Annotated in this window: 19 protein-coding genes; 3 read left to right on the top strand and 16 right to left on the bottom strand. The window is 45.8% G+C overall.

What is annotated here, in order from left to right; translation table 11 throughout:
• Window positions 1-13 precede the first annotated feature (13 nt).
• The 11 genes from smc to AC0VYE_RS15360 all read right to left on the bottom strand — a co-directional run bounded on the left by smc (window position 14) and on the right by AC0VYE_RS15360 (window position 11764).
• Window positions 14-3589: a chromosome segregation protein SMC gene (gene smc, locus AC0VYE_RS15410; protein WP_475448996.1), complete on the bottom strand. Its 3576-nt coding sequence runs from the start codon at window positions 3587-3589 to the stop codon at window positions 14-16.
• 210 nt (window positions 3590-3799) lie between these two features.
• A complete protein-coding gene (gene rnc / locus AC0VYE_RS15405) occupies window positions 3800-4504 on the bottom strand; it encodes a ribonuclease III (protein WP_076268334.1) in 705 nt (234 codons plus the stop codon).
• Entirely contained in the window at window positions 4494-5735 is a 1242-nt protein-coding gene (gene fabF, locus AC0VYE_RS15400) for a beta-ketoacyl-ACP synthase II (RefSeq protein ID WP_054029014.1), read from the bottom strand. The genes rnc and fabF overlap by 11 nt, the downstream gene beginning before the upstream one ends.
• Window positions 5736-6024: 289 nt before the next feature.
• On the bottom strand, window positions 6025-6258 hold the full coding sequence (locus AC0VYE_RS15395) for an acyl carrier protein (RefSeq protein ID WP_053375686.1): 234 nt from the start codon (window positions 6256-6258) through the stop codon (window positions 6025-6027).
• Window positions 6259-6349: 91 nt separating this feature from the next.
• Window positions 6350-7099 (bottom strand): 3-oxoacyl-[acyl-carrier-protein] reductase, encoded by a 750-nt coding sequence (fabG, locus tag AC0VYE_RS15390; protein WP_076268333.1) that lies wholly within the window; start codon window positions 7097-7099, stop codon window positions 6350-6352.
• A 15-nt stretch (window positions 7100-7114) separates the two neighbouring features.
• The gene (fabD, locus tag AC0VYE_RS15385) at window positions 7115-8053 is read right to left on the bottom strand and encodes an ACP S-malonyltransferase (RefSeq protein WP_076268332.1); all 939 of its coding nucleotides are present in this window, start codon (window positions 8051-8053) and stop codon (window positions 7115-7117) included.
• A 134-nt stretch (window positions 8054-8187) separates the two neighbouring features.
• Entirely contained in the window at window positions 8188-9174 is a 987-nt protein-coding gene (locus AC0VYE_RS15380; RefSeq protein WP_076268331.1) for a beta-ketoacyl-ACP synthase III, read from the bottom strand.
• 9 nt (window positions 9175-9183) lie between these two features.
• A complete protein-coding gene (plsX, locus tag AC0VYE_RS15375; RefSeq protein WP_076268330.1) occupies window positions 9184-10173 on the bottom strand; it encodes a phosphate acyltransferase PlsX in 990 nt (329 codons plus the stop codon).
• The gene (fapR, locus tag AC0VYE_RS15370; protein ID WP_054029019.1) at window positions 10157-10753 is read right to left on the bottom strand and encodes a transcription factor FapR; all 597 of its coding nucleotides are present in this window, start codon (window positions 10751-10753) and stop codon (window positions 10157-10159) included. Before fapR ends, plsX begins: the two co-directional genes overlap by 17 nt.
• Window positions 10754-11030: 277 nt before the next feature.
• A complete protein-coding gene (gene rpmF / locus AC0VYE_RS15365) occupies window positions 11031-11204 on the bottom strand; it encodes a 50S ribosomal protein L32 (protein ID WP_006036546.1) in 174 nt (57 codons plus the stop codon).
• A gap of 38 nt (window positions 11205-11242) precedes the next feature.
• Window positions 11243-11764, bottom strand: coding sequence for a YceD family protein (locus AC0VYE_RS15360; protein WP_475448992.1), 522 nt, complete (start codon window positions 11762-11764; stop codon window positions 11243-11245).
• 161 nt (window positions 11765-11925) lie between these two features.
• Here AC0VYE_RS15360 and AC0VYE_RS15355 point away from each other — a divergent pair, with 161 nt between their 5' ends.
• Window positions 11926-13176, top strand: a complete 1251-nt coding sequence (locus AC0VYE_RS15355; protein ID WP_475448990.1) for a nucleotidyltransferase — start codon at window positions 11926-11928, stop codon at window positions 13174-13176.
• Window positions 13177-13196: 20 nt separating this feature from the next.
• Here the strand turns inward: AC0VYE_RS15355 and AC0VYE_RS15350 are convergent, their stop codons facing one another.
• A complete protein-coding gene (locus tag AC0VYE_RS15350) occupies window positions 13197-14252 on the bottom strand; it encodes a YlbL family protein (RefSeq protein WP_475448988.1) in 1056 nt (351 codons plus the stop codon).
• A 208-nt stretch (window positions 14253-14460) separates the two neighbouring features.
• Between AC0VYE_RS15350 and AC0VYE_RS15345 the strand changes: the two genes are divergently transcribed.
• The gene (locus AC0VYE_RS15345; protein ID WP_076268327.1) at window positions 14461-15732 is read left to right on the top strand and encodes a nucleoside recognition domain-containing protein; all 1272 of its coding nucleotides are present in this window, start codon (window positions 14461-14463) and stop codon (window positions 15730-15732) included.
• Window positions 15733-15771: 39 nt separating this feature from the next.
• Here the strand turns inward: AC0VYE_RS15345 and coaD are convergent, their stop codons facing one another.
• Genes coaD through AC0VYE_RS15330 form a run of 3 tightly spaced genes read right to left on the bottom strand, consistent with a single transcriptional unit; the run spans window position 15772 to window position 17112 of the window.
• Complete coding sequence (gene coaD, locus AC0VYE_RS15340) at window positions 15772-16275, bottom strand: pantetheine-phosphate adenylyltransferase (protein WP_076268326.1); 504 nt, start codon at window positions 16273-16275, stop codon at window positions 15772-15774.
• Window positions 16262-16858 carry a 16S rRNA (guanine(966)-N(2))-methyltransferase RsmD gene (gene rsmD, locus AC0VYE_RS15335; RefSeq protein WP_475448986.1) on the bottom strand — a complete coding sequence of 199 codons (597 nt, stop codon included), beginning with the start codon at window positions 16856-16858 and terminating at the stop codon, window positions 16262-16264. The genes coaD and rsmD overlap by 14 nt, the downstream gene beginning before the upstream one ends.
• A 53-nt stretch (window positions 16859-16911) precedes the next feature.
• Window positions 16912-17112 carry a hypothetical protein gene (locus AC0VYE_RS15330; RefSeq protein ID WP_475448984.1) on the bottom strand — a complete coding sequence of 67 codons (201 nt, stop codon included), beginning with the start codon at window positions 17110-17112 and terminating at the stop codon, window positions 16912-16914.
• Between the two features lie 2387 nt (window positions 17113-19499).
• Here AC0VYE_RS15330 and AC0VYE_RS15325 point away from each other — a divergent pair.
• Window positions 19500-19856, top strand: a complete 357-nt coding sequence (locus AC0VYE_RS15325; protein WP_076268322.1) for a hypothetical protein — start codon at window positions 19500-19502, stop codon at window positions 19854-19856.
• 624 nt (window positions 19857-20480) lie between these two features.
• Here AC0VYE_RS15325 and AC0VYE_RS15320 read toward each other — a convergent pair.
• A complete protein-coding gene (locus AC0VYE_RS15320; protein WP_475448982.1) occupies window positions 20481-22250 on the bottom strand; it encodes an ABC transporter substrate-binding protein in 1770 nt (589 codons plus the stop codon).
• Between the last annotated feature and the right edge of the window lie 45 nt (window positions 22251-22295).

The raw sequence follows: 22295 nt of genomic DNA, 5'->3' as shown, positions 1-22295 counted from the left end.
TTTTTTCTATAAGTTATGCAGATACCGGCTCTTCATCCTCTAAGCGCACAGAAACGAGCTTCGATACGCCGCCTTCCTCCATCGTAACACCATATAGCACATCCGCTTCCTCCATCGTGCCTTTACGATGAGTAACGACGATAAACTGCGTAAGCTCTGAAAACTCACGCAAATATTGAGCAAAGCGTGATACGTTTGCCTCATCAAGCGCAGCTTCAACCTCATCAAGCACGCAGAACGGAACGGGTTTCACCTGTAAAATCGCAAATAACAAAGCGATTGCGGTCAAAGCTCTTTCTCCACCAGAGAGCAGCTGTAGATTTTGCAGTTTTTTGCCTGGCGGCTGAGCGACGATGTCGATTCCTGTATCAAGAACACGATCTGGCTCAACAAGCACAAGATCTGCCCGGCCACCACCGAACAGCTTCGCGAATACGATAACAAAATGACTGCGAATCGCTTCAAACGTCGCTTTGAACCGTTTGGACATCTCATCGTCCATCTCGCGAATGACCTGGTACAACGTCGTTTTTGCGTCGATCAAATCATCCTTCTGCTCTGACAAAAACTCAAAACGTTCGCTGACTCGCTCATACTCCTCGATTGCACCTAAGTTCACTTCGCCAAGAGCGGTTATCTGACGTTTAACGTCTCTAACCTCATTTTGTGTACCGAGAACATCCTCAGGTATAGGGTACTGCTCCTTAGCGAGCTCATAGCTAAGCTCATATTCCTCACTGAGCTTCCGAAGCAAATTATCCAGCTCCACGTCTAGACGGTTAGCCGCAATTTCGGTCTGCCTCATCTGCTCTTCAACCGTCCGAAGCTGTCCGCGCTGCTCCTTCGTTTCACTTTCGCCCAAATCGAGCTCGGCAATACGCTTAGCGCGTGCTGAACGTTTGAAATCCGTTTGCTCTGCACATTCCTGCTTCTTCAAACGCAGGTGATTGAGCTGTTCAATCTGCTGTACCGTTTCATCGGCATGCCTTGCGATTTCTTCCTCTTGCTGAACGGACAAGGAACGCAAGCTTCCAAGCTCTTGCTTCGCTCGACCAATTTCCGCACGTACTCTCGCCGATTGATCTTCAAACGATAATTTCTCTTGATCAGTCTTCGCTGCAGCGATCTTAATATCGGTAAGCTGGCCTTGCAGCTCTTCCTTCGCATATTCGCTTGCTTTACGCCGCTCTTCTGCCATACGAATCGCTTCCTGCAGCCGCGCTTCATCTACAACCAGCTGCTCTAACCGGAGCTCCGCAGCTTTGGCTGCTGCCTGAACATCTTTCTGCTCGGACAAATGAGTGTTACGATCCGCTGAATACAGCTGACGCTGCTCGTCAAGATGCTTCGCCTCATTGTGAAGCTGCTGAAGCTCAGCTCTAATTTGCTGCTCTTCAATACGGCTTTTCTCGCCTTCTGCACGCAGCTCCTCAATATTATGCGTACGAATAGAATGTTCTTTGCGCAAATCGCTTAGCTTATTACGAAGCTGCTCTACCATCTTGCGAGCATCTGCAATCTCTTGATCAAGCGAGTCGATTTGACGTTGACGACCAAGCAGGCTGGCGCCTTTCTTCTGCAAGCTGCCCCCCGTCATTGAACCGCCAGCATTGACAATATCACCTTCAAGCGTGACGACGCGGTATCGATATTGACATTTCGATGCAATCCGGTTGGCTTGCTCCAGCGTTTCGGCTAACAATACATTGCCAAGCAAACTGTTCACAATCGCTGAATAGCGGTCATCCGAACTTACCAAATCAGCAGCAACGCCTACGAAGCCCTCAATGGATTCGGCTATACGCTTGTCATGCTCAGGAACTTGTCTGCCACGTATGACATCGAGCGGCAGAAAGGTAGCTCGTCCTAGCTGACGCTGCTTCAAGAATGCGATAGCTGCGCGAGCCGTTTTCTCATCTTCCATGACCACATGCTGCAAGGCCCCGCCCAGTGCAGTCTCAACGGCAGTCTCAATGCGTTCAGGAACACGAACAAGCTCTGCAACCGCGCCATGAACACCGCTGATTCCGCTATTGCCGCGTCTGGAAGCTTTGAGAACTTCCTTTACGCCCTGCATAAAGCCATCCAGCGCATCCTGCATTTCTTTCATGGTATCGCGCCTAGAAACATGGCTGTCTAGCTTCTGCTCCCACTTTCGCATGGCTAAAGTGACCTCTTCCAAACTTTGAGAAATCTTTCTCGTTTGTTCAGATTCCGAAAGCGTTTTGTTTCTTGCCTGCTCTAATCGCGCCAGCGTAGATTCAAGCGCAGCCGCAAGTGCTGAGCGTCTCTCGTCCAATTTTTCCTGCTGCTCCAGCCATTTGGTCTCATCCTCGCTAATTCGCTCCATCCGCCGCTGCAATGCTTCTTGCTGCTGCGAAGCATAACGAATTTCGTTGCGATGCTGCGCCATCGAGCTGAGCACTTCCAATAGCTCGCTTTTGAGTGTTTCTTCCGCATCAACGACTGCTCCGCCTGCAACGCCTACGAGACGCGCTTCTTCATCGGCTATTTTCGAGCGCAGATCTGCTAGCTGCAGCTGCAACGCAGCTGCGCGGCTGCGAAATTCCGCTTCTTCCTGCGTCATTGTGACAATCCGAGCGTCTTGTGCAGCGATTGACTCTTCAAGCTGACGTTTATTTTGCTCCAAGTTGCGCTTGCGTTCCTTCAGTACCTCGCCGTATCCTTCACATTTCTCGAAATCCTCACTAATTTGCAGCATCGCTTCATGAAGCTGATCAAGCTCAAGCTCAAGCTCCCGCAGCTGCTGACGATCCTTCTCCAAATGTGCATCATGTTTGCTGACAACCGTAGATAGCTGAAGCTGCTCCTGCTGCAAACGCTCAAGCTTGCCGTTTGCCTCCGTCCATGAACCGTGAATCTGTTCGATGTTATGTACGTACATAGAGATTTCCTTCGTTTTCAGCTGTTCCTTGAGCGCTTTAAAGTGAATGGCTTTCTCCGACTGCTTGCGAAGCGGGCCAACCTGATCCTCTAGCTCAGTTACCAAATCATGAATGCGAAGCAGATTTTGCTCGGTTTCATCAAGCTTTCTCTGCGCCTCGCGCTTACGCGACTTGTATTTGACGATACCGGAGGCTTCTTCAAATATTCCGCGACGATCCTCCGAGCGCGTGCTCAAAATTTCTTCAATTCGGCCTTGTCCAATGATGGAATAAGCTTCTTTACCGATACCGGTATCCATGAATAGCTCGGTAATATCTTTTAGCCTGCATGGCTGCTTGTTTATTAAATATTCGCTATCTCCGCTGCGATGTACACGCCGTGTCACTGTTACCTCGTTATACTCGAGCGGCAATGCCCCATCCGAGTTGTCAAGAGTAAGGGATACTTCGCTGTAATTGACAGCTTTCCTAGCATCGCTTCCGGAAAAAATAATATCTTCCATCTTGCCGCCGCGGAGGCTCTTTGCGCTTTGCTCGCCGAGCACCCAGCGTATGCCGTCCGAGATGTTGCTTTTTCCGCTGCCGTTCGGCCCTACAACCGCAGTAATACCGGTTACAAACTCCATTTCGGTCCGATCAGCGAAAGACTTAAAGCCTGATAATTCAATCCGTTTCAGAAACATGTCTTGGTTTTCACCTCACCCCTCATTGTACCACATCTTATGGGCCTTGATAACCATTTAAGCTACTAAAAGCAACCAAATGCTGCGTTTATCACCTTATTTCAGCTAGTTAATCCGCTCTTCCTTTTTATCAGGGCCACATAATAAACGTTCATAAAAAAAGAGAGCGCCCGGCAGGTCAGAAGACCTTCCGGAAACTCTCTATGCTGATTAGCCTTGTTCCTGCGATAGCGTGCGCCATGCTTCAGCTGCAGCACGCTGCTCCGCTTCCTTCTTCGTCCTCCCGCTGCCGACGCCAAAACGCTCTTCACCGAGATATACTTCAACGACAAATTCACGGTCATGCGCAGGTCCACGTTCTTCAATGATTCGGTATTCCACCGCACCAAGCCCATGATGCTGCGATCGTTCCTGCAGCTTCGACTTGGAGTCTTTAACAAGAAGACCATAGTCGTTTGACTCAACAAAAGGAAACATATGCTCATTAAGAAAAGCTCTCGTTTCCTCAATTCCTGCGTCAAGGAAAATGGCACCGACAAACGACTCGAACAAATCAGCTAGCAATGCTTGCCTTTGCCGACCGCCTAGCTGCTCTTCACCGCGTCCGAGAAGCACATGCGAACCGAGCTCCAAGCGTTCAGCAAATTGGGCTAAAGATGGCTCGCAGACGATTGATGCACGCATTCTCGTGAGCTCGCCCTCAGGCCGCTGCGGATACGTTGCGAACAAGTACTCCGAAACGAGTAATTGAAGCACCGCATCTCCCAAAAATTCCAAACGCTCATTATCCTGAGCTGACCCGCGCTTGTGTTCATTTACATATGAAGTATGAGTGAAAGCTTGCCTCAGCAGCTTTGTCCGCTTAAAACTGAGCTGCAGCCGCTGCTGCAGCTCATAGAAGGAATCACGCTTCATAAACTTTCATCACGATCGATGCATTGTGACCGCCGAATCCGAATGAGTTGGACAATGCTATCCTTACATTCGCTTCACGCGGTTTATTAGGTACATAATCAAGATCGCACTCCGGATCTTGATTGTCTAAATTAATAGTCGGAGCGATGATTCCGCTTTTGATAGTCAAGCCGAGAATTACGGCTTCTACGCCGCCAGCAGCACCTAGCAAATGACCTGTCATCGATTTCGTTGAGCTGACCGCTACTTTATAAGCATGGTCGCCGAGCGCTTTTTTGATCGCTTTTGTCTCTGAGCGATCACCGACAGGTGTAGAAGTGCCGTGCGCATTGATGTAGTCGATCTCAGAAGGATCAATTCCAGCGTCCTTGAATGCTTTCACCATGCAGCGAGCTGCACCATCTGGATCTGGCTCAGTCATGTGATGAGCGTCACCGCTCATACCGTAACCAATAACCTCAGCATAAATTTTTGCACCGCGTGCCTGCGCATGCTCAAGTGATTCAAGCACGAGTACACCAGCGCCTTCGCCCATTACGAAACCATCACGGTCAACGTCGAAAGGACGACTTGCTTTTTCAGGCTCTTCATTGCGAACGGACATCGCACGCATTGAGCAGAAGCCTGCCATGCCAGTCGGTCTGATCGTCGCTTCTGCTCCGCCAGCAATCATCACGTCAGCGTCGCCGCGTTGAATCAATTTGAAAGAATCGCCGATGGAATGAGTGCCCGTAGCACAAGCGGTTACCGCCGTGCTATTTGGACCTTTCGCACCAGTAAGCATAGATACTTGTCCAGAAGCCATGTTCGCGATCATCATCGGAATAAAGAAAGGGCTGACGCGCTTAGGACCTTTCTCCAGCAAAATATTGTGCTGGTCTTCCCAAGTGCCAAGTCCGCCGATACCGGAACCGACCATAACGCCAACACGCTCAGGGTCAGCATTTGTACCAATTTGCAAATCAGCATCTTTAACTGCCAATTGACTAGCTACTGCAGCGAATTGTACGAAACGATCCATTCTGCGTGCTTCTTTTTTATCTAAACCGTAATCTTCGGGATTGAAATTTTTAACTTCTGCGGCAATGCGCGTAGGATACTCAGAGAAATCGAAAGCTTCAACAACCGATACACCTGATTTTCCGTCCAGCAAGTTACCCCAGAACTCTTCCAAATCGGAACCGAGTGAGGTAATAACCCCCATACCCGTAACAACAACTCTTTGTTTCATTCGATTCACCTCTATGTCCAGCAAATTTGGTGCGCAAGCTGCGTCACCTTTGTTAATCGGTCAATGTTGCTATATTGCGTATACCCTGCTTATATTTCTCCGTAAATACAAGCCTAGCCGTACCAAACGGCGAAACCTTTACGCTTGAAATATAAGGAGGTATAAATGAGATGCACATAAAGCCATTCACGCTTGTTTATATAAAAGCTGCCTTGCTTGCTTAAGTGTAATTCAGGAAACTGCCTAGATGGAGAGAAGTCCCGTTTATTAAAAACGGGACTTGTCCTTCTTACGTATGAGATTGTATGTATTTAACTACTTCTCCCACAGTGGTGATTGTCTCAGCATCTTCATCAGAAATTTCCATATCAAACTCGTCTTCTAGCTCCATGACCAATTCAACGACATCAAGAGAGTCAGCGCCGAGGTCATCTTTAAATGAAGCTTCAAGTGTAACTTCCGCTTCGTCTACGCCTAGTCGGTCGATGACGATACGTTTTACGCGATCTACTACTTCGGACATCCGGTTCACCTCCTCCATGGTATTATACGAGAATTAAAGATAAAATGCCATACGTAACCGTTTTAATTCATTATTGCTGAATTATCTGGTGTTACATATACATGCCGCCGTCCACATGAATCGTCTGTCCAGTCATATAGGCTGAAGCATCCGAAGCAAGAAAACGGACTGCGTTTGCGATGTCGCTCGGATCACCGAGACGGGCAAGCGGAATTTGGCCAGATAAAGATTGGCGCATTTCTTCCGGCAGCTTGTCCGTCATTTCGGTTTGAATAAATCCTGGGGCTACACAGTTAACTGTAATGCCGCGTGACGCAAGCTCGCGGGCACTAGCCTTAGTAAGACCAATGACACCAGCTTTGGCTGCAACATAGTTAGCCTGCCCAGGGTTTCCGAGCACACCAACAACAGAAGAAATGTTGATGATTCGGCCGGAGCGTTGTTTCATCATAGAGCGAGTGACCGCTTTAATGCCGTTGAAAACCCCTTTTAAGTTGGTTTCAATGACTTGGTCAAACTCGTCTTCCTTCATACGCATGATTAAATTATCTCTTGTAATGCCCGCATTATTCACTAATATGTCAACCGCTCCGAATTGCTCGATGACTTCCTTGACCATCGCTTCAAATTCATCTACTTTGCCAACATTAGCTTTTATTACAATAGCGCGTCTACCGAGTGCTTCTACAGCTTGTGCTGTTTCAGCTGCTGCCGCTTCGCTGCCTGAGTAGTTAATGGCAACATCCGCGCCTGCCTCAGCGAGGGCAATAGCAATCGATCTGCCAATGCCCCGCGATGCGCCTGTTACGAGTGCTTTTTTTCCTTCCAAGCTAGCAAACATCGAATCCCCTCCATCCTATTGTTCATTCACCTGCAGCGCTTCAAGCGCACTGATGCTGTTAATCGAGATGACGCGTAGATTTTTGTCGACTTTTTTGATCAGGCCGGCAAGCACCGTTCCCGACCCGATTTCCACAAATGTATCAACGCCTTGCTCGACTAAATAACGTACGCTATCTTCCCAAAGGACAGGTGAATACACCTGCTCTACGAGCAGACCACGTATTTCATCCGCCGATGTTACCGCATTGGCAGTGACATTCGCCACAACAGGAACATTAGCATCCTTCATTGCTATATCAGCTAATGTCGCTTGAAGATTTACAGCTGCAGGCTTCATTAGGGATGAATGGAATGGACCGCTTACTTCAAGAGGGATAACCCGCTTAGCTCCAGCCTCTTCTTTGCCGCGCTGGACAACAGCATCAACACCTGCTGCAGTACCTGACACCACAATTTGACCTGGACAATTGACATTTGCAAGCTCAACAGCCGAGCCTTCAGCTGTAATTGCCGCACAAAGCGCTGCGAGCGTATCGCGTTCAGCGCCGAGCACTGCTGCCATTGCGCCTTGGCCGCTAGGAACGGCTTGCTCCATAAATTGACCGCGAGCACGGACAGTACGAACAGCATCTTCAAAGGATAGGACTCCAGCTGCGACAAGCGCGCTATACTCCCCAAGGCTGTGCCCAGCAACATAATCCGGCTTCAGCCCCCGGCCTTCCAACGCCTCCAATAGCGCAACGCTAACGGTAAGCAGTGCAGGTTGTGTATTCGCTGTTTGTTTAAGTATATCTTCTGGTCCTTCAAAAATAATCTGGCTTAATGAGAAGCCCAATGCCTCATCCGCTTGTTCAAAAATCGCACGGGAACGATCAAACGCATCATAGGCGTCCTTGCCCATTCCGACAGCTTGTGCGCCTTGCCCCGGAAAAACAAATGCTATTTTACTCATAACGTTTCCCCCTTACACACGTATACGGCTCGAACTGCATCAGACAGTATAGCTCGTTTCGCGGTGATATGTAAGCTCGTCATAAGAGGAAAACTTATAACGTCTTATTTTTTCAAAAAGCTGCAACGCTCATACTACCATACCAGAACGGAAGCTCCCCATGTCAAGCCGCCGCCGAAACCTACAAGTACAAGGCGGTCTCCTTCACTCACACGACCCTGTTCAACGGCTTCAGCCAGTGCAACTGGAATGGATGCCGATGACATATTACCGTATTTGTCCAAATTGACCATCGCTTTATCTTCCGACAAGCTTAGTCTGTTTAAAGCGGACTGGATAATCCGAATATTCGCTTGATGAGGAATAAGAAGATCAATATCTTCTTTGTTTAGGCCAGCTTTCTGCAAAGCCTCTTCAGCCACGCTGCCCATAATTCTAACCGCAAACTTGAATACATCATTGCCAGCCATATGAATGAAATGCTGCTTCGACTGGATGCTTTCTTCCGATGCTGGAACGCGTGATCCGCCTCCATGAACCTTCAGCAGGTCTCCACCGCTTCCGTCTGCGCCAAGCACAAACGATTGGAAGCCGCGGCCTTCTTCAACCGGTCCAAGTACAACAGCACCTGCACCGTCACCGAACAAAATACATGTGTTGCGATCCGTGTAATCAGTAATTCGCGATAGCGTCTCAGCGCCTACAACAAGCACATGCTTGTACATGCCGCTGGCGATCATACTCGTTCCTGTCGCTAGTCCATATATAAATCCGGAGCAAGCAGCCGACAAGTCGAACGCAGCCGCTTGCTTTGCTCCCAGCTTATCTTGAAGCAAGCAGGCAGTTGAAGGGAAAAACATATCAGGCGTAATTGTAGCAACTATAATGAGATCGATATCTTCTGCCGTAAGTCCAGCCGCGGCAATCGCTTCACGCGATGCATGCAGGGCAAGATCGGATGTTGCTTCTTCTGCTGATGCTAGGCGGCGTTCTTTAATGCCTGTGCGAGTAACAATCCATTCATCATTTGTTTCAACCATTGCTTCTAGTTCTTTGTTCGATAAAATACGTTCTGGCACGTATTTACCAGTACCAATTATTCCGACAGGATGTAAACCCATTTCGCACACTCACTTCCCGTTGATTTCTGATGCGATTGTTTCAATCAATTGTCCTTGAATGGCGCTGCGAGCCTGTCTTACGGCATTTTTCACAGCGAGGGCATCCGAGGAGCCGTGGCATTTTACTACAAGGCCATTCAGTCCAAGCAAAGGTGCACCGCCATGCTCCTTATAGTCCATTCTCTTCTTAAGCATACGCAGCTTAGGAAGCATGATAGCCGCAGCAAGCTTCGTTAACAGCGTTTGACCGAAAGCGTCCTTAAGCGAATCAAAAATCGTACCCGCGGCGCCTTCCATGGCTTTCAGCATAATATTGCCGGCAAAACCGTCGCAAACAAGGACATCGCAATTTCGATTTAATACATCCCTTGCTTCAACGTTGCCGATAAAATTCACTGGAGCTTGCTCAAGCAAAGCGTAAGCCGCCTTAGCCATCTCATTCCCCTTCATCGCTTCAGTTCCCACGTTCAGAAGCCCAACTCTCGGCTTCTCCAGTCCGTGTACCTTGGCACGATAAACGCTGCCCATAATTGCATATTGCAGCAGATGCTCCGGCTTTGCATCCATATTCGCTCCCAAATCAAGCGTAAGAATGCCGACATCATCCATTGTAGGCATCATAGGAGCGAGCGCGGGCCGCTCGATTCCATCCATTCGACCGACGACAAGAAGTCCAGTCGCCATCAAAGCGCCAGTATTGCCTGCTGACAGCATAGCATCTGCCTGCTTCTCACGAACGAGCTGTCCAGCAACGACCATGGATGCTCCTTTTTTGCGGCGTACCGCTTTAACAGGCTCATCATCTGGACCAATGACCTCATCAGCGTGGCAAATGGTTATATTAGCGGGCTTCTGCCCTTTCATGAGCGGTTCAATAACAGACGTTTCACCAACGAGCAGCAGCTCTGTATCGGGCCACTGCGCCGCCGCGTCAAGCGCTCCTTGCACAATTAAGCCAGGGGCATTGTCTCCCCCCATAGCATCAATAGCGATCCGCACGTACGTCTCCTCCTTCAGCATCTGTGTCTCCCGCGGACCGATAAATAACAAAGTTACCCTGGAACACCATTTCGTCTCCGACATATGTGAACAGCTCTACCTTCGCCTTACTTCGCTCGCCCGAAATGGAACGAACATAAGCCTTGGCAATACATTTCTCCCCAAGCTTAACAGGTCGAATGAATCTAATATCCGCTGTTACGGTAAGTGCAATTTCATCATCTATAATAGCAACGGCAAGTGAATTTGCTTGTGCAAATACGTGATGACCGCGTGCAATGCCCGTTCTGGAGAATACATGTTCTTCACGAATCTCGAATACTGAGATGCCGCTCTTGTCCAATTCCAAATCGACAATATCACCAATCACCTCATGCAATGCGAGCGATCGAACGGAGTCGTATGAACGTTCTGCCATCAGCTTCAGACGTTCTCTAAGTTCTGGTATACCAAGCTCCATCCGGTCAAGGCGTATCGTCTGGATGCTTACTTTGAGCAACCTAGTCAGTTCCCGATCCGTTATAAAAGGATTTTCATCAATGTGTCGGGCAAGCTGCTGATGCCGCTGCCGTTTGGGCATTCGTTCGATGTTCGGCACCACCTTTTACCAAATAGTGAATGATAGACAATCTTATATCCGTTCCGCGGCCTTGTGAGGCATCAGTACGATTAGTATATGTATGTTGCTTGATATTATCACCTGGTACTAATTAAGTATATAAAAAAATACGCTCGAGCGCAATGTTGCATAAAAATATAACCGCTTTTTCATCCATTCCCTATCGTCATACGAATCGATATGAGCAAAAAAATAGCACTTCATCGCATGGATGAAGTGCTATCCCAGACATCATTTCTTATTGGGAAATGATCTCTTTTGTTTTGTAATATCCACAAACTTTGCATACGTGGTGAGCCAATTTCAGCTCGCCGCATTGCTCACACTTCACCATGCCCGGTACTGCAAGTTTGAAATGCGTACGACGTTTATCACGGCGAGTCTTGGATGTTCTACGCTGAGGTACTGCCATATTTAACACCTCCTTCAAAAATTCAATCAGCACTACTCTTATTCCTTAAATAGATCCTTTAGCGCTGCAAAACGGATATCAACCTTCTCCGTGGAGCAGCTGCATTTGTGCTCATTTAAGTTCTGTCCGCAAGTCTGACAGAGACCTTTACAATCATTGCTGCAAAGCGGTGCAAAAGGCATGAACAGTTGAAGTGCTTCTTCCACATAAGGCTTCAAGTCCAGTCTGTCCGCATTTACTTCAATGAAATCACTCTCTTCCTCTTCCATATCCTCATCACGGTCTTCGTCAGACGCAGCCCGCTTAAATACTTCAGAGAATCGAATAACCGTATGATCCTTTACCGGTTCAAGGCAGCGCGAGCAGGCAAGCTCGAGATCGATGGCAAGCTTGCCATCCACTTCGATAAACTCTTCGTGCCCAGTTACCTGAAGCGATACATGGAGAGGTCCCGTACGATAAACATCTTGGCGTCCTTTAAAAAGGTCACTAACATCGAGCTGTTCGTCGATTGTAGTTTTCAACCCTTTGGACATTGTTTCTTGAATATGAAACTGCATCAGATCACCCCAAACAAACAAAGATTATTATATCTATCAGACTACTGTTTTGTCAACATTTTCACACGGTTTTTCAATAACACTTGATGCAGACCGTGATTGTGCTCCCTCTCTATGCTATAGTGAAACAACCAACATTTAACAGAGAGAGGATCAAGCGAATGCGCACCGTCGGGCTCATTGTCGAGTATAATCCATTTCACAACGGACATTTGTATCATTTGCAACAATCGCGCAAAATAACGCAATCTGACGCCGTCGTTGCCGTTATGAGCGGCCATTTCCTGCAACGCGGCGAGCCCGCCCTGCTGGATAAATGGGCTAGAACACGTATGGCGCTTGAAGGCGGCTGTGATCTTGTCATTGAATTGCCGGTTGCTTACGCAACACAGGCCGCAGAGTGGTTCGCCTATGGCGCTGTGTCCTTATTAGAGGCGACAGGCGTCGTTGACAGCTTCTGCTTCGGAACGGAAAACGGTGAGCTTGAGCCGCTGCTACAGGCAGCAGAGCTCATTACAAACGAGCCGCCAGCCTTTAAAGCTTTATTGAAGCAGCTGCTTCAAACGGGAATCAGTTATCCGAACGCGTATAGCAGCGCCATTACCACCTACTTATCGGATCATGGCTATTCCTCTGCCGCTAATTTTCCATTCGCGCTTCCTAATCATACATTAGCGCTCCATTATTTGCTTGCGCTGAAACGGATAGGCGGCAAAATGGAGCCGCACACGATCACTCGTGAGAAAGCGCAGTACAATCAAGAAACCGCAACCGACAGCCAAATCGCAAGCGCGACCGCAATCCGCAAGCTTCTCCTCGAGATACGATCTCTTGAGGAAGCGCGCGCTTATGTACCGGAATCCACAACGCGAATCTTGCAGCAGGAATGGGCTAGCGGACGTTGCCCGATCAGCTGGGAGCCTTTTACGAATGCGCTGCTTCACGCGATTGTAACACGCTCGTCATATGAACTTTCAAACCTGCATGAGATGACAGAAGGATTGGAGCATCGCATTTTGAATGCCATTCCCAAGCTGCCCTCGCGCCAGTTCGATGACCTGCTAGAAGCTTTAAAAACGAAGCGCTATACGAGAACGAAGCTGCAGCGTTCACTTCTTGCTATTCTGCTTGGACATCAGAAATCTGATTTCACACCGGATAAGCTTGCTTCGGGTGTTGAATATATAAGAGTGCTTGGTTTTACGGAAAAAGGCAAGCTTTTATTGCGACGCATGCGAAATTGTGCCAAATTGCCTGTGCTGCTGAGTGCAGCAAGAGCACCAAAGCCCTTCCGTTATTTGGAGCTTGATACACAAGCGAGCAGCGTCTATTCACTAGGCGTTCCGGGCATTCATGCCCCTCAATCGTTATTCCGTGATTTTACGGAAAGACCCGTAACCATCGACTCCTAATCGAAATAAATAAATGAAAGTTACCTTTCGTTCCCAGCGAGATAAACTTTAACTTGCTCCACAGCTTCCTTCAGCGTACTTACGCTGACCACCTTCATCGAGGCGTTAAGCGCTTTTGCTTTCGCCTCGGCATCCTTATAGTTATCAGAAGGAACTAGAAACAGCTCCGCGCCTTCCTCGCTTGCAATGACAACTTTTTGCTTTATTCCGCCGATAGCTCCGACCTCTCCAAGTGGTGTAATCGTGCCTGTCGCCGCAATGCGATGACCTCCCGACAAATCACCGCTCGTTAGCAGATCCAGCGATTGCAAAGCAAAAACAAGACCGGCCGATGGCCCCCCAATATCGCCTACTTTTATACTGATGCGGTTATTGTGATCCGATGGGTCCAAGCCGCGTTGTTCCGTCAAGTTTACGATGCCCAGAACACTCAAGAACTGCTCGTTAGTCGAAACAGATTTTAATGTATCCGATGAGTAAGAGACCTGTAGTTGCTGCCCTTTGCGCTCCACATCAAATAAAACATTTTGCTGCTTATCATACCCTCTCAGCGTCTCAAACAAATCTGCCAAGCTGTTCGGCGGTTTTTCGCCATGAATGCCTAAAAGCTTATCTCCAGCTTTGAATGAACTTTTCAAAGGGTGATCGATAGGATTTACTTCCGTTATAACAACACTGTTCAGCTTGCTTGCATAGGGTAAACCTGCGTAATGATAAGCAGCTTCAATCGCATTGTTTTGCGAGCCCTGCATGATGATGCTTAGCCTTTGTGCATACTCCTCTTTTGTGTATCCTTGCAACACATCTCGTTTGAGATGCACATCCATATTCGAATTCCACATCGATTGAATAGTCCGCAAGAAATTAGGCTCCGTCATTTTCACTGCTGTCAGCAAAAAGTCGCCTTTTCCTAAAGCATCTCCCTTTTCAATCGTTACCATCGGTTTAACAGGTACAGCAATCCCCGGCTCATAAACAACATAGGGCGTTGGAGCATATAACAATACCCACATCAAAGCCGCTGTCGATACAGCGATCGTTGCTATTCTGCGAAAATCTGATCGTTGTTTTTGCAATCGCACACCCCGTTCAAACTTCCAATTTGCCAGTCAAATATAGCATTAACTATTCTGAGGCAGACAAGCTGCTCCAAATGGTCTATCCATGACTTTATACGCGTACTATTTAACGTATATGATTGTCCATCTCATGATGCCCTAGCCCTGCCTTTCGGCGTGTCGCATCATTTCTATTTTTGCAGCAGATTAAAGGAGTGGAGTAGCATTGGCTAAAACAGTTATGTTAGCGTTCCTGTCCATATTGCTCGTTGTTGCCATCATCATTCAGCCAGATGCTGCGTTTCAAGCCTCGCTTCAAGGACTCACCGTCTGGTGGAATATTGTATTCCCCGGTTTATTGCCGTTTCTCGTATTGTTTGAGCTTATTGCAGCCTTTGGGCTCACACATGCACTAGGCTCTCTGCTCCAGCCGCTGATGAGCCGATTGTTTAAACTGCCAGGTGAAGCCGCGCTTGCGATAATTCTTGGTTGGATGGGAGGTTATCCCGCGGGAGCAGAAGCGACAGCTTCCTTACGCAAAAGAAACGTCGTGACAAAACAACAGGGCCAGCGGCTGCTAGCCCTCGCTCATATGCCAAACCCATTATTTATGCTTGTTGTTATCGGCGCAGGCTTTCTGCACAAGCCCATTGTAGGTGCCATTATTGCTGCAGCCGTATGGATATCCGCGCTATGGGTCATGTTTATAATGACGCTGTTCAGCCGTAAAGAGCAGTCAGGACAAGAGCGGTCAGATCAGGTCCAACCTGGTCATCAACTAGGTCAAAAACAACCAGTTACAGCCAATGACGTGGAGTATCGCAGCACCATCCTTCATCGTGCAGCTGAGGCATTTCGCCTCGGAAGAGAGCAGGATGGCCGCAGCTTCGGCAAAGCGCTTGGTGACTCTGTTGCAGCAAGCGTTCAGAAACTTATGATGATTGGCGGATTTATGATTTTTGCAGCTGTGCTTGCAAAATTATCAGAGCCGCTGCTATCGCCATGGCTAGATAAGGCTGGGCTAAACTTTATTAGCCAGGCTTTTTTTGAAGGTCATATGGGTGCTTATGCGGCTGCGATCTGGGATGCTCCCGGAGCCGGCATGCTCTGGAATGCTGCTGCTATCGCAACTGTGCTTGCATGGAGCGGACTAAGTGGCATTTTACAAGCTGGATACTCCATTACGGGGACGGACCTTAAGCTGCTCCCATTCGCATTATGGAGAATCGTTCATGCTCTCCATGCCTGTGTATTTATGATCATTCTGTGGAAGCCGCTCACTTCAATGCTTCGTCCGATACTCGCGCCTGGAGCAACGCCAACGTTGGCGCCATCTGATCCTTACTCTATGCAACACACTGTCGCTGCTATCATAAATGCAAATGATTTACCATTTTTATGGCAGTTCTCCATATCAGCCTGCATCCTACTTACTCTTTTGGGACTGCTTGTATCCCTCATACTTCTGCCATACCGGAGAACAGGTAAATCGATATAATCCAAAATAAGATAAACAATGGCTTTTTCAAACATTTATTTAAATTTTCGAGTTATATTTCTCTCTTAGCTGCTTCTCCACAATTGGCGGTACCAGCTCATGCACTGCGCCGTGAAATTGTGCGATCTCTTTGACGATGCTCGAGCTTAAGTAGGAATACTTCGGATTCGTCATCATGAACATCGTATCTATTTCATCATCAAGCAAATGATTAGTGGAAGCGAGCTGCAGCTCGTATTCAAAATCAGTTACTGAACGAATGCCTCTAATAATGACATTAGCTTGCCGTGTTTTCATAAATCGAACGAGCAAATCCCGGAAGCTGTCAATTTCCACATTTGGAATATCGCGCGTCACTTCGGTAAGCAGCGCTTTGCGCTCCTCCACGCTGAACAAAGGATTTTTACTCGAATTGTTCAATACGGCAACGATTAGCCGATCAAATTGTTTGGCAGACCTTCGAATAATATCCAAATGGCCATAAGTTACAGGGTCAAACGTGCCAGGATATACAGCAACGCGCTCTTGTTTATTCGTTAACATCGGATTCACTCCCGTCTTGATGACTGTCATCGCTGTAATATTGATATATAGAAACGGCAATATCCCCGTATTTCGCATGCTTCAGTTGGTCAAAATATTCCAGCTTCTCCGGGTAACGGTGAGCTGCATCGTGCTCGACTACAATAATCGCATCCGGCTCAAGCATCTGATTTTGGGCAAGCTGCATCATAAGACTATCCATCGTAATCATTTTGTATGGCGGGTCAAGAAAAACAAGCCGGAACTTTTGCTCCCGCTTCGCTAGCGCTTTCAATGCGCGCTCCGCATCATTTTTATAAATTTCAGCAGCGCTTCCCATCTTCGCCGTTTCAACATTTTGACGAATCGTATCAATGCTTATTCTTTCCCGATCAACAAAAACAGTACGTTCTATGCCTCTGCTCCAAGCTTCGATACCTAATCCACCTGTACCTGCGAACAGGTCCAGCGCTATTCCTCCGTCAAAGTAAGGTCCGATCATGCTAAAAATAGCTTCCTTAACCTTATCCGTTGTCGGTCTCGTATTCATACCAGGCACAGCCTTAAGCGTGCGGCCCTTGGCCTCGCCCGCAATGACTCTCACTTGCAATTGCCCCCTTCTATCTCATTCCCGCCTATCGTACCATAGAATCCCGATCATAATAAAGCAGTTGCATCTCGAAAATTGTGGACGCCGCTTGCCCATATCTGTACGACGATATTTTTTTCATATTGAACAAGTATATTTACCAGTAATAAGGACAAAATAAATTTATCGGCGTCGCAAGATGTCGTAGACAACCGCGGAGAAGACTTACGTTTCCCCATAAGCTCTTCGTCCGGTTTCTCCTCTCCCATGAAAAGGGCGCCCCGAAAGGGGCGCCCGATTTTTTTGTATAAATCCTTGTTATATCAAGGTTTATTTGAGTTAAATTGAATGCAATTTATATTCCTGTCCACCAATTGTCCACCAAAATTATTGTTGAGATAAACTTCACTACTATCTAACAAAATAAGTCGCTTTCAGTCTGGAATACTCTATTCTTTTATAACCTTACTTACTATACGTTTTTGAATCTCTTCCGGGACGCCATTAAGAATTACCTAGATCATTTTAATGATTTGCATAAACCCGCTAAACCCTTGATTATCAAGGGTTTAGCGGGTTTTCTTTCGTTTTGCAGATCGCAGGAATACGATTGATACTAATTATTTTTCACACTTTTTTACACCCTTGTTTTATGTACATAAAGATAAGAAAAAGCCCTTATTATTTATAAGGGCTTTTCGGCTTCTTCTATATATTATCTGCCTAATGACTGTACCTGCATTATGTTGCTTCAAATTTCTTGCAATATATCACGAAAATAGGACTTTCAATGTAAAATTTTGAACTCTTCTAATCCGTTTTTCTGCTTCCAACGTAATAAGTATTTACATACATTTGCAGTAGTCACAGTTTCAATTCCAGAAAGTTGATCTGTAGCAGCTTCTAACACATCTACGCACTCAACCTTACCAGAAAGAAGTATAATGTTGTTAATGGTTTACCCATGTCGTTCATCTTTGTTCACCTCTCATGATTTTCAATATTCAAATCGGAACTAATAATAAATCATTTCGTATTTGTCATTAAGGGAGTTGGTATAATGTTCATATTAATTCTTGGTATTGCTATTTTAACACTCGGGATATATTCGATAAAAAAACCTAATTCTTGGTTATTTAGGCGGATTGGTGACGATTCTGAAATGAGTGACAGCCAACAGACTTTTAACCGAGACCGCGGTTTAGTAATTTTGATTATGGGAGTTATATTTCTCGTAGGTGGCATTCTTAACGTAATTAATTAACCCGTATTACCTCTACAAGTTATTCTGTCTTCATGCGGTACTATTTAAAGTTGGTACTCACTCCATACAAAAAATTTCTGTATCATGGGATGAAAAGGAGTGTTCCATGATGCAGAAAATAATGAAAGTAATATTAATCATATTAGGAGCATTTATCGTTCTTTTTTACGCATACTTATTTGGATTATGGTATATCATTCGCAACGTTTCATTTGCACCTTAAAAGTTTTTAGATGAAACCTCCTCATGATCTTCGATTTTCAAACGGTTAATTGAAACCAAATTAAAATCAGTGTTACACTAAACGTAATATAATTCATTAAATGAAGGGATAACGCCATGTTATTTTACAAATTACAGCCAGCATTTAAATTAATCGCTTTAGGACTTACTGCCTTCGGATGTTACATTATTTATAATTTACTATTCTAATGGTTTTCAATGTTCATTCTAGATTATTAATAACTTCCTCGTCATCATTAATCATGATAGGATTCTACTCCGATCCATAAGCCGCACAAACCAAATCATCACCTACTCATTAAAACGGTATCCCAATCGTAATATCTGTATGCTGATGCATGCAATACCTCCTCATGACCCTCGCCTTTTAACCACTTCATATACATAGCCTACCTCTATCATCTACATTAAAACGTTATTCACCTTTTTATTAAGATTCATTGTCATTTAAATACGCTCTCCTTATTTTTGGTTTAAAACAGATCATTATTGTGCCACCCACCTATGGCATGCGCCGAGGTGAGATAGCTGGCTTAGGATGGTCTAAAATTAACCTTGAGCTAGCCCATATTTATATTACGCTAACCATACCACAAATAAAAAACAGTGCTGGGCATTAGCGCTACGGCCAGCTTGCGCCAGCCTTCCGCTTTGAAATTAAGAAAATTATTTATACTACCATGGCGTTACGAATAAATAGAACATATGAGAAAAACCTTGCCTTATTTCGTACCATTTCGGACATGTGAAAGGTCTGACTAATCTTATTTTATATTCTATATAGGCAACTTGCTATCTAACCGAAAGGGGAAGATCTCCTCTCCCATAAAAAGGGCGCGCGATTTTTTGAATAAAGCCCCATCGTCCCAATTCCAAACAGTTAGTATCAGTTCTAACTCATCCTGATGAGCTTCAACTAGCCGCTTTCATTTTTAACCCATCTCTTGTTGGCCGTTGTGATCCTTTTGCCAATCTCTTCGCTTCTGGTTAAGCGGTTTTAGGCAACATTAATGATAAAACCATACCTAGCAATGCTTTGATTTTAAAATAATAAGGAAGAATCTTAAATAAGAGAGAGAAATAAATAAATTAGGTGTACAATACTAATAGACTCCTGTTAAGGAGTAAAATTAGATATGAGGTGTTCCATTGATTCCAGAGGGTATTAATTGTTCCGTATTTTTTGATGAAATTAAACAAAAACCAAAAAGTAACTCCACATTATTAATAAAAGGGATTGTCAGTTCGGGATTTAAAATTAAAATGAACTTGGAGTACTCAGGGGTAGAACTTATCGATAACAGCAACGCCATGATGCCGGATGAAATTTTGAATTTATTGAATGAAGATTTAAATGAAATTTTCGGAAACGGCCCATTTGATAAGAAAGTATTAAAACAAGAAATTAAAAACCTGAATATGCTTTATTATGTAAGATATAATGGTAAAGCTTATCGAAGCGATGAATGGGATGCTATGCAGCCAGAAGATTTTGCACAACTGTAATAAACGCCATCATCTATAACGATATCGAAAATCCAAAGCACATGCAAAAACAGGAAAAAAGCCTCCCTATTATTACGGAGACTTCTCCCTGTTTGTGAGACAAGAATCGCAACCAGTTATCGAAATCCTGTCAGATTTAGCTCACAGCCTAGATCTTTTTATTGACTACAAATTAGTGTCTCGACCAACCGTGTATTATTAATTCCGTTTTGTTACACAATCTGCAGATCATTCAGCTCCATCCCCCCTGTCATATCAATACGCCTCTCAATATAAGACAATCCAATTTTAAAAAAGATACAAGGATTTTTAAAATAATGAAATATCCAGGAAATGCTTTTTTTCTTATTTAGGGTAAGGTTCACCATAATCGGTCGGCGATTAATTCGCGCGATTCCCTTTAAGCAGTACTCAAATTGTTCAATGAACTTTGTACATTTCATATTTTTAAAAAAGCATTCAATAAAGACCAGTAGAATATAAGCAAGAAACTTTTATAAAGGTAGCTGAGTCTTTTAGTTAATTAGATGCAAGCAATGAAAAAATCCTCCTCTGAATGGCTTTCGAGGAGGATTTTCTAAATCTCATTCATTATTTTAAATATGTAACAATAGGAACCAATTGTTAGGCACGCCAAATGTGTTTGAAATCAATCCAGCCGAGCGAATTGATCCGGACTCCTTTTAAAGAAGGATGGTAGTCGGTATAAAATTTACTATGAAGCAAGAATAAGACCTGGTACTCCTCCCGAATTCTCTCTTCAATTTCTGTGTAAATAGCCATTCGGTCAGGCGAATTCCTGCAAGCAAGCGCCTCATCAAATCGATCAAGTGTCCAAACCGACAGCTCCGGCGTCATCAGTCTCTTCAAGTAGCTGTCTTCCTGTTCACAGCTCTCGATCATACTAACCTCATCCTCAGGAAATACGAGCGAATACAGCGTCACATCAACCTCGTCCAGCACATTCTCCGGCGACTCAACACGGACCTGCATCTTAATGCCAAAGTCGGTACACTGCTTCTGAATCCATCGGGCATCGGCCTCATTACTCGTATGCGAACATAACGTAATCGGCGATTGATCGAATCCGTATCGGATAATCTGCTTGCGCAGCTCCTCATCGCAGCCTGCTTCCCTTATTTCTTCAGAAGGTTCTGATTTAGGGAAAAAACCTTTGGCCGGCATATACCGGTAGCCACCAAGTTCACGAATCATTCGATTCCGGTCAAGCAGCTGATCTAAAATCGTGCGGAACATCTCCGATTGCTGAAGTCCTGCTCTCTGCATGTTAAAGCTCAGCATACTCGTACAGACGTTCTTGGATTCAAGCTTGATCCAGCTGTTCTCTTCCATCACAGCCTGCTGCTTCGGATCACAGATAAGCTGCTTCCAACTTGCCACATTGGCCTTAAGAGCTTCATGCTGCGGTACATGTACGATTTCGACCTGGTCTAAATGAGGACGTGATTGAAAATATTGTACATTTGCGTCAAGCAGCAGCCTTCCACTGTTCCACTCTTCAATCTGGAAAGGACCTGTGCCAATCGGACGCTTCCAGAAAAACTCTTCGCTTTGCCCCAGCAGCCCTGAGGGCAATATGGACATTACAACGGAGCAGGCATATTTGAGAAATAACCAGTTGGGTTTATGCAATTGAATCCGTACAATCCGTTCTGATATGGCTTCGACGCTATCCAGCGACCGCATAATCCAGCTATTCAGTTTTCCGCTTCTCAGACGTTCTATCGTAAAAACAACATCAGCTGCAGTAAGTTCAGTTCCGTCATGGAATAATACGCTTTTCCTCAGATGAAAAGTCCATGTTGTAGCATCCTCATTGCATTCCCACTCATGGGCGATACCGGGCAATATCCGGCCCGTATACTCCTCCAGTACGACAAGTCTGTCACAAATCTGCTGAATGATGTGCGCATCAAACGAAAAGATACATTCTGCCGGATCCAGAGTCATGATCGTTCTTGTAATAGGAAGGCGCAGCACATCGGCCAATTTCCCCTGCTGCTTGTGGAAACCAAAGCTGCCTCTCATCCACTCCATAAATTTCTCATTGGCCGCCGTTCCTTCCCCAAAGTTCTGGAGAAGATGAAAAGCCTTATTATAATCACCTTCTTCGGCATATTGTCGTGACAGATCCAGAAGCAGTATCTCCCGGTCTTTCCGGAAGGTAATCTGTGATCGGTTACCCCTGCCTCTTCCTGCCTTCCACTCGATGAAGCCTTCCTCTGACAGTTTGCGGAGTACAAGCTTGGCATTTCGTTCCGTACAATACAGCACCTCAGCTATTTTCTCCAGTGATGCCTCCGCCGCTGCCCCAGCTCCAAGCTCACTCGCAAACCGCCCGTACAGCGTCAAATAACGTTCAATCGTTAACATCGTAATTCCTCACCTCACTTAAAAGAGGAAATCTATTGAGCATAT

It is taken from the genome of Pristimantibacillus sp. Z349TD_6, assembly GCF_056173205.1.
The sequence above is the reverse complement of the archived record's forward strand: the minus strand, read 5'-3'. Positions and strand labels throughout refer to the sequence as shown.

Bases quoted from the DNA above. Each gene is read 5' to 3' on its own strand.
- smc (WP_475448996.1), bottom strand. From the start codon at position 3,589: ATGTTTCTGAAACGGATTGAATTATCAGGCTTTAAGTCTTTCGCTGAT.
- rnc (WP_076268334.1), bottom strand. From the start codon at position 4,504: ATGAAGCGTGATTCCTTCTATGAGCTGCAGCAGCGGCTGCAGCTCAGT.
- fabF (WP_054029014.1), bottom strand. From the start codon at position 5,735: ATGAAACAAAGAGTTGTTGTTACGGGTATGGGGGTTATTACCTCACTC.
- AC0VYE_RS15395 (WP_053375686.1), bottom strand. From the start codon at position 6,258: ATGTCCGAAGTAGTAGATCGCGTAAAACGTATCGTCATCGACCGACTA.
- fabG (WP_076268333.1), bottom strand. From the start codon at position 7,099: ATGTTTGCTAGCTTGGAAGGAAAAAAAGCACTCGTAACAGGCGCATCG.
- fabD (WP_076268332.1), bottom strand. From the start codon at position 8,053: ATGAGTAAAATAGCATTTGTTTTTCCGGGGCAAGGCGCACAAGCTGTC.
- AC0VYE_RS15380 (WP_076268331.1), bottom strand. From the start codon at position 9,174: ATGGGTTTACATCCTGTCGGAATAATTGGTACTGGTAAATACGTGCCA.
- fapR (WP_054029019.1), bottom strand. From the start codon at position 10,753: ATGCCCAAACGGCAGCGGCATCAGCAGCTTGCCCGACACATTGATGAA.
- rpmF (WP_006036546.1), bottom strand. From the start codon at position 11,204: ATGGCAGTACCTCAGCGTAGAACATCCAAGACTCGCCGTGATAAACGT.
- AC0VYE_RS15360 (WP_475448992.1), bottom strand. From the start codon at position 11,764: ATGCAGTTTCATATTCAAGAAACAATGTCCAAAGGGTTGAAAACTACA.
- AC0VYE_RS15355 (WP_475448990.1), top strand. From the start codon at position 11,926: ATGCGCACCGTCGGGCTCATTGTCGAGTATAATCCATTTCACAACGGA.
- coaD (WP_076268326.1), bottom strand. From the start codon at position 16,275: ATGTTAACGAATAAACAAGAGCGCGTTGCTGTATATCCTGGCACGTTT.
- AC0VYE_RS15330 (WP_475448984.1), bottom strand. From the start codon at position 17,112: ATGGGAGAGGAGAAACCGGACGAAGAGCTTATGGGGAAACGTAAGTCT.
- AC0VYE_RS15320 (WP_475448982.1), bottom strand. From the start codon at position 22,250: ATGTTAACGATTGAACGTTATTTGACGCTGTACGGGCGGTTTGCGAGT.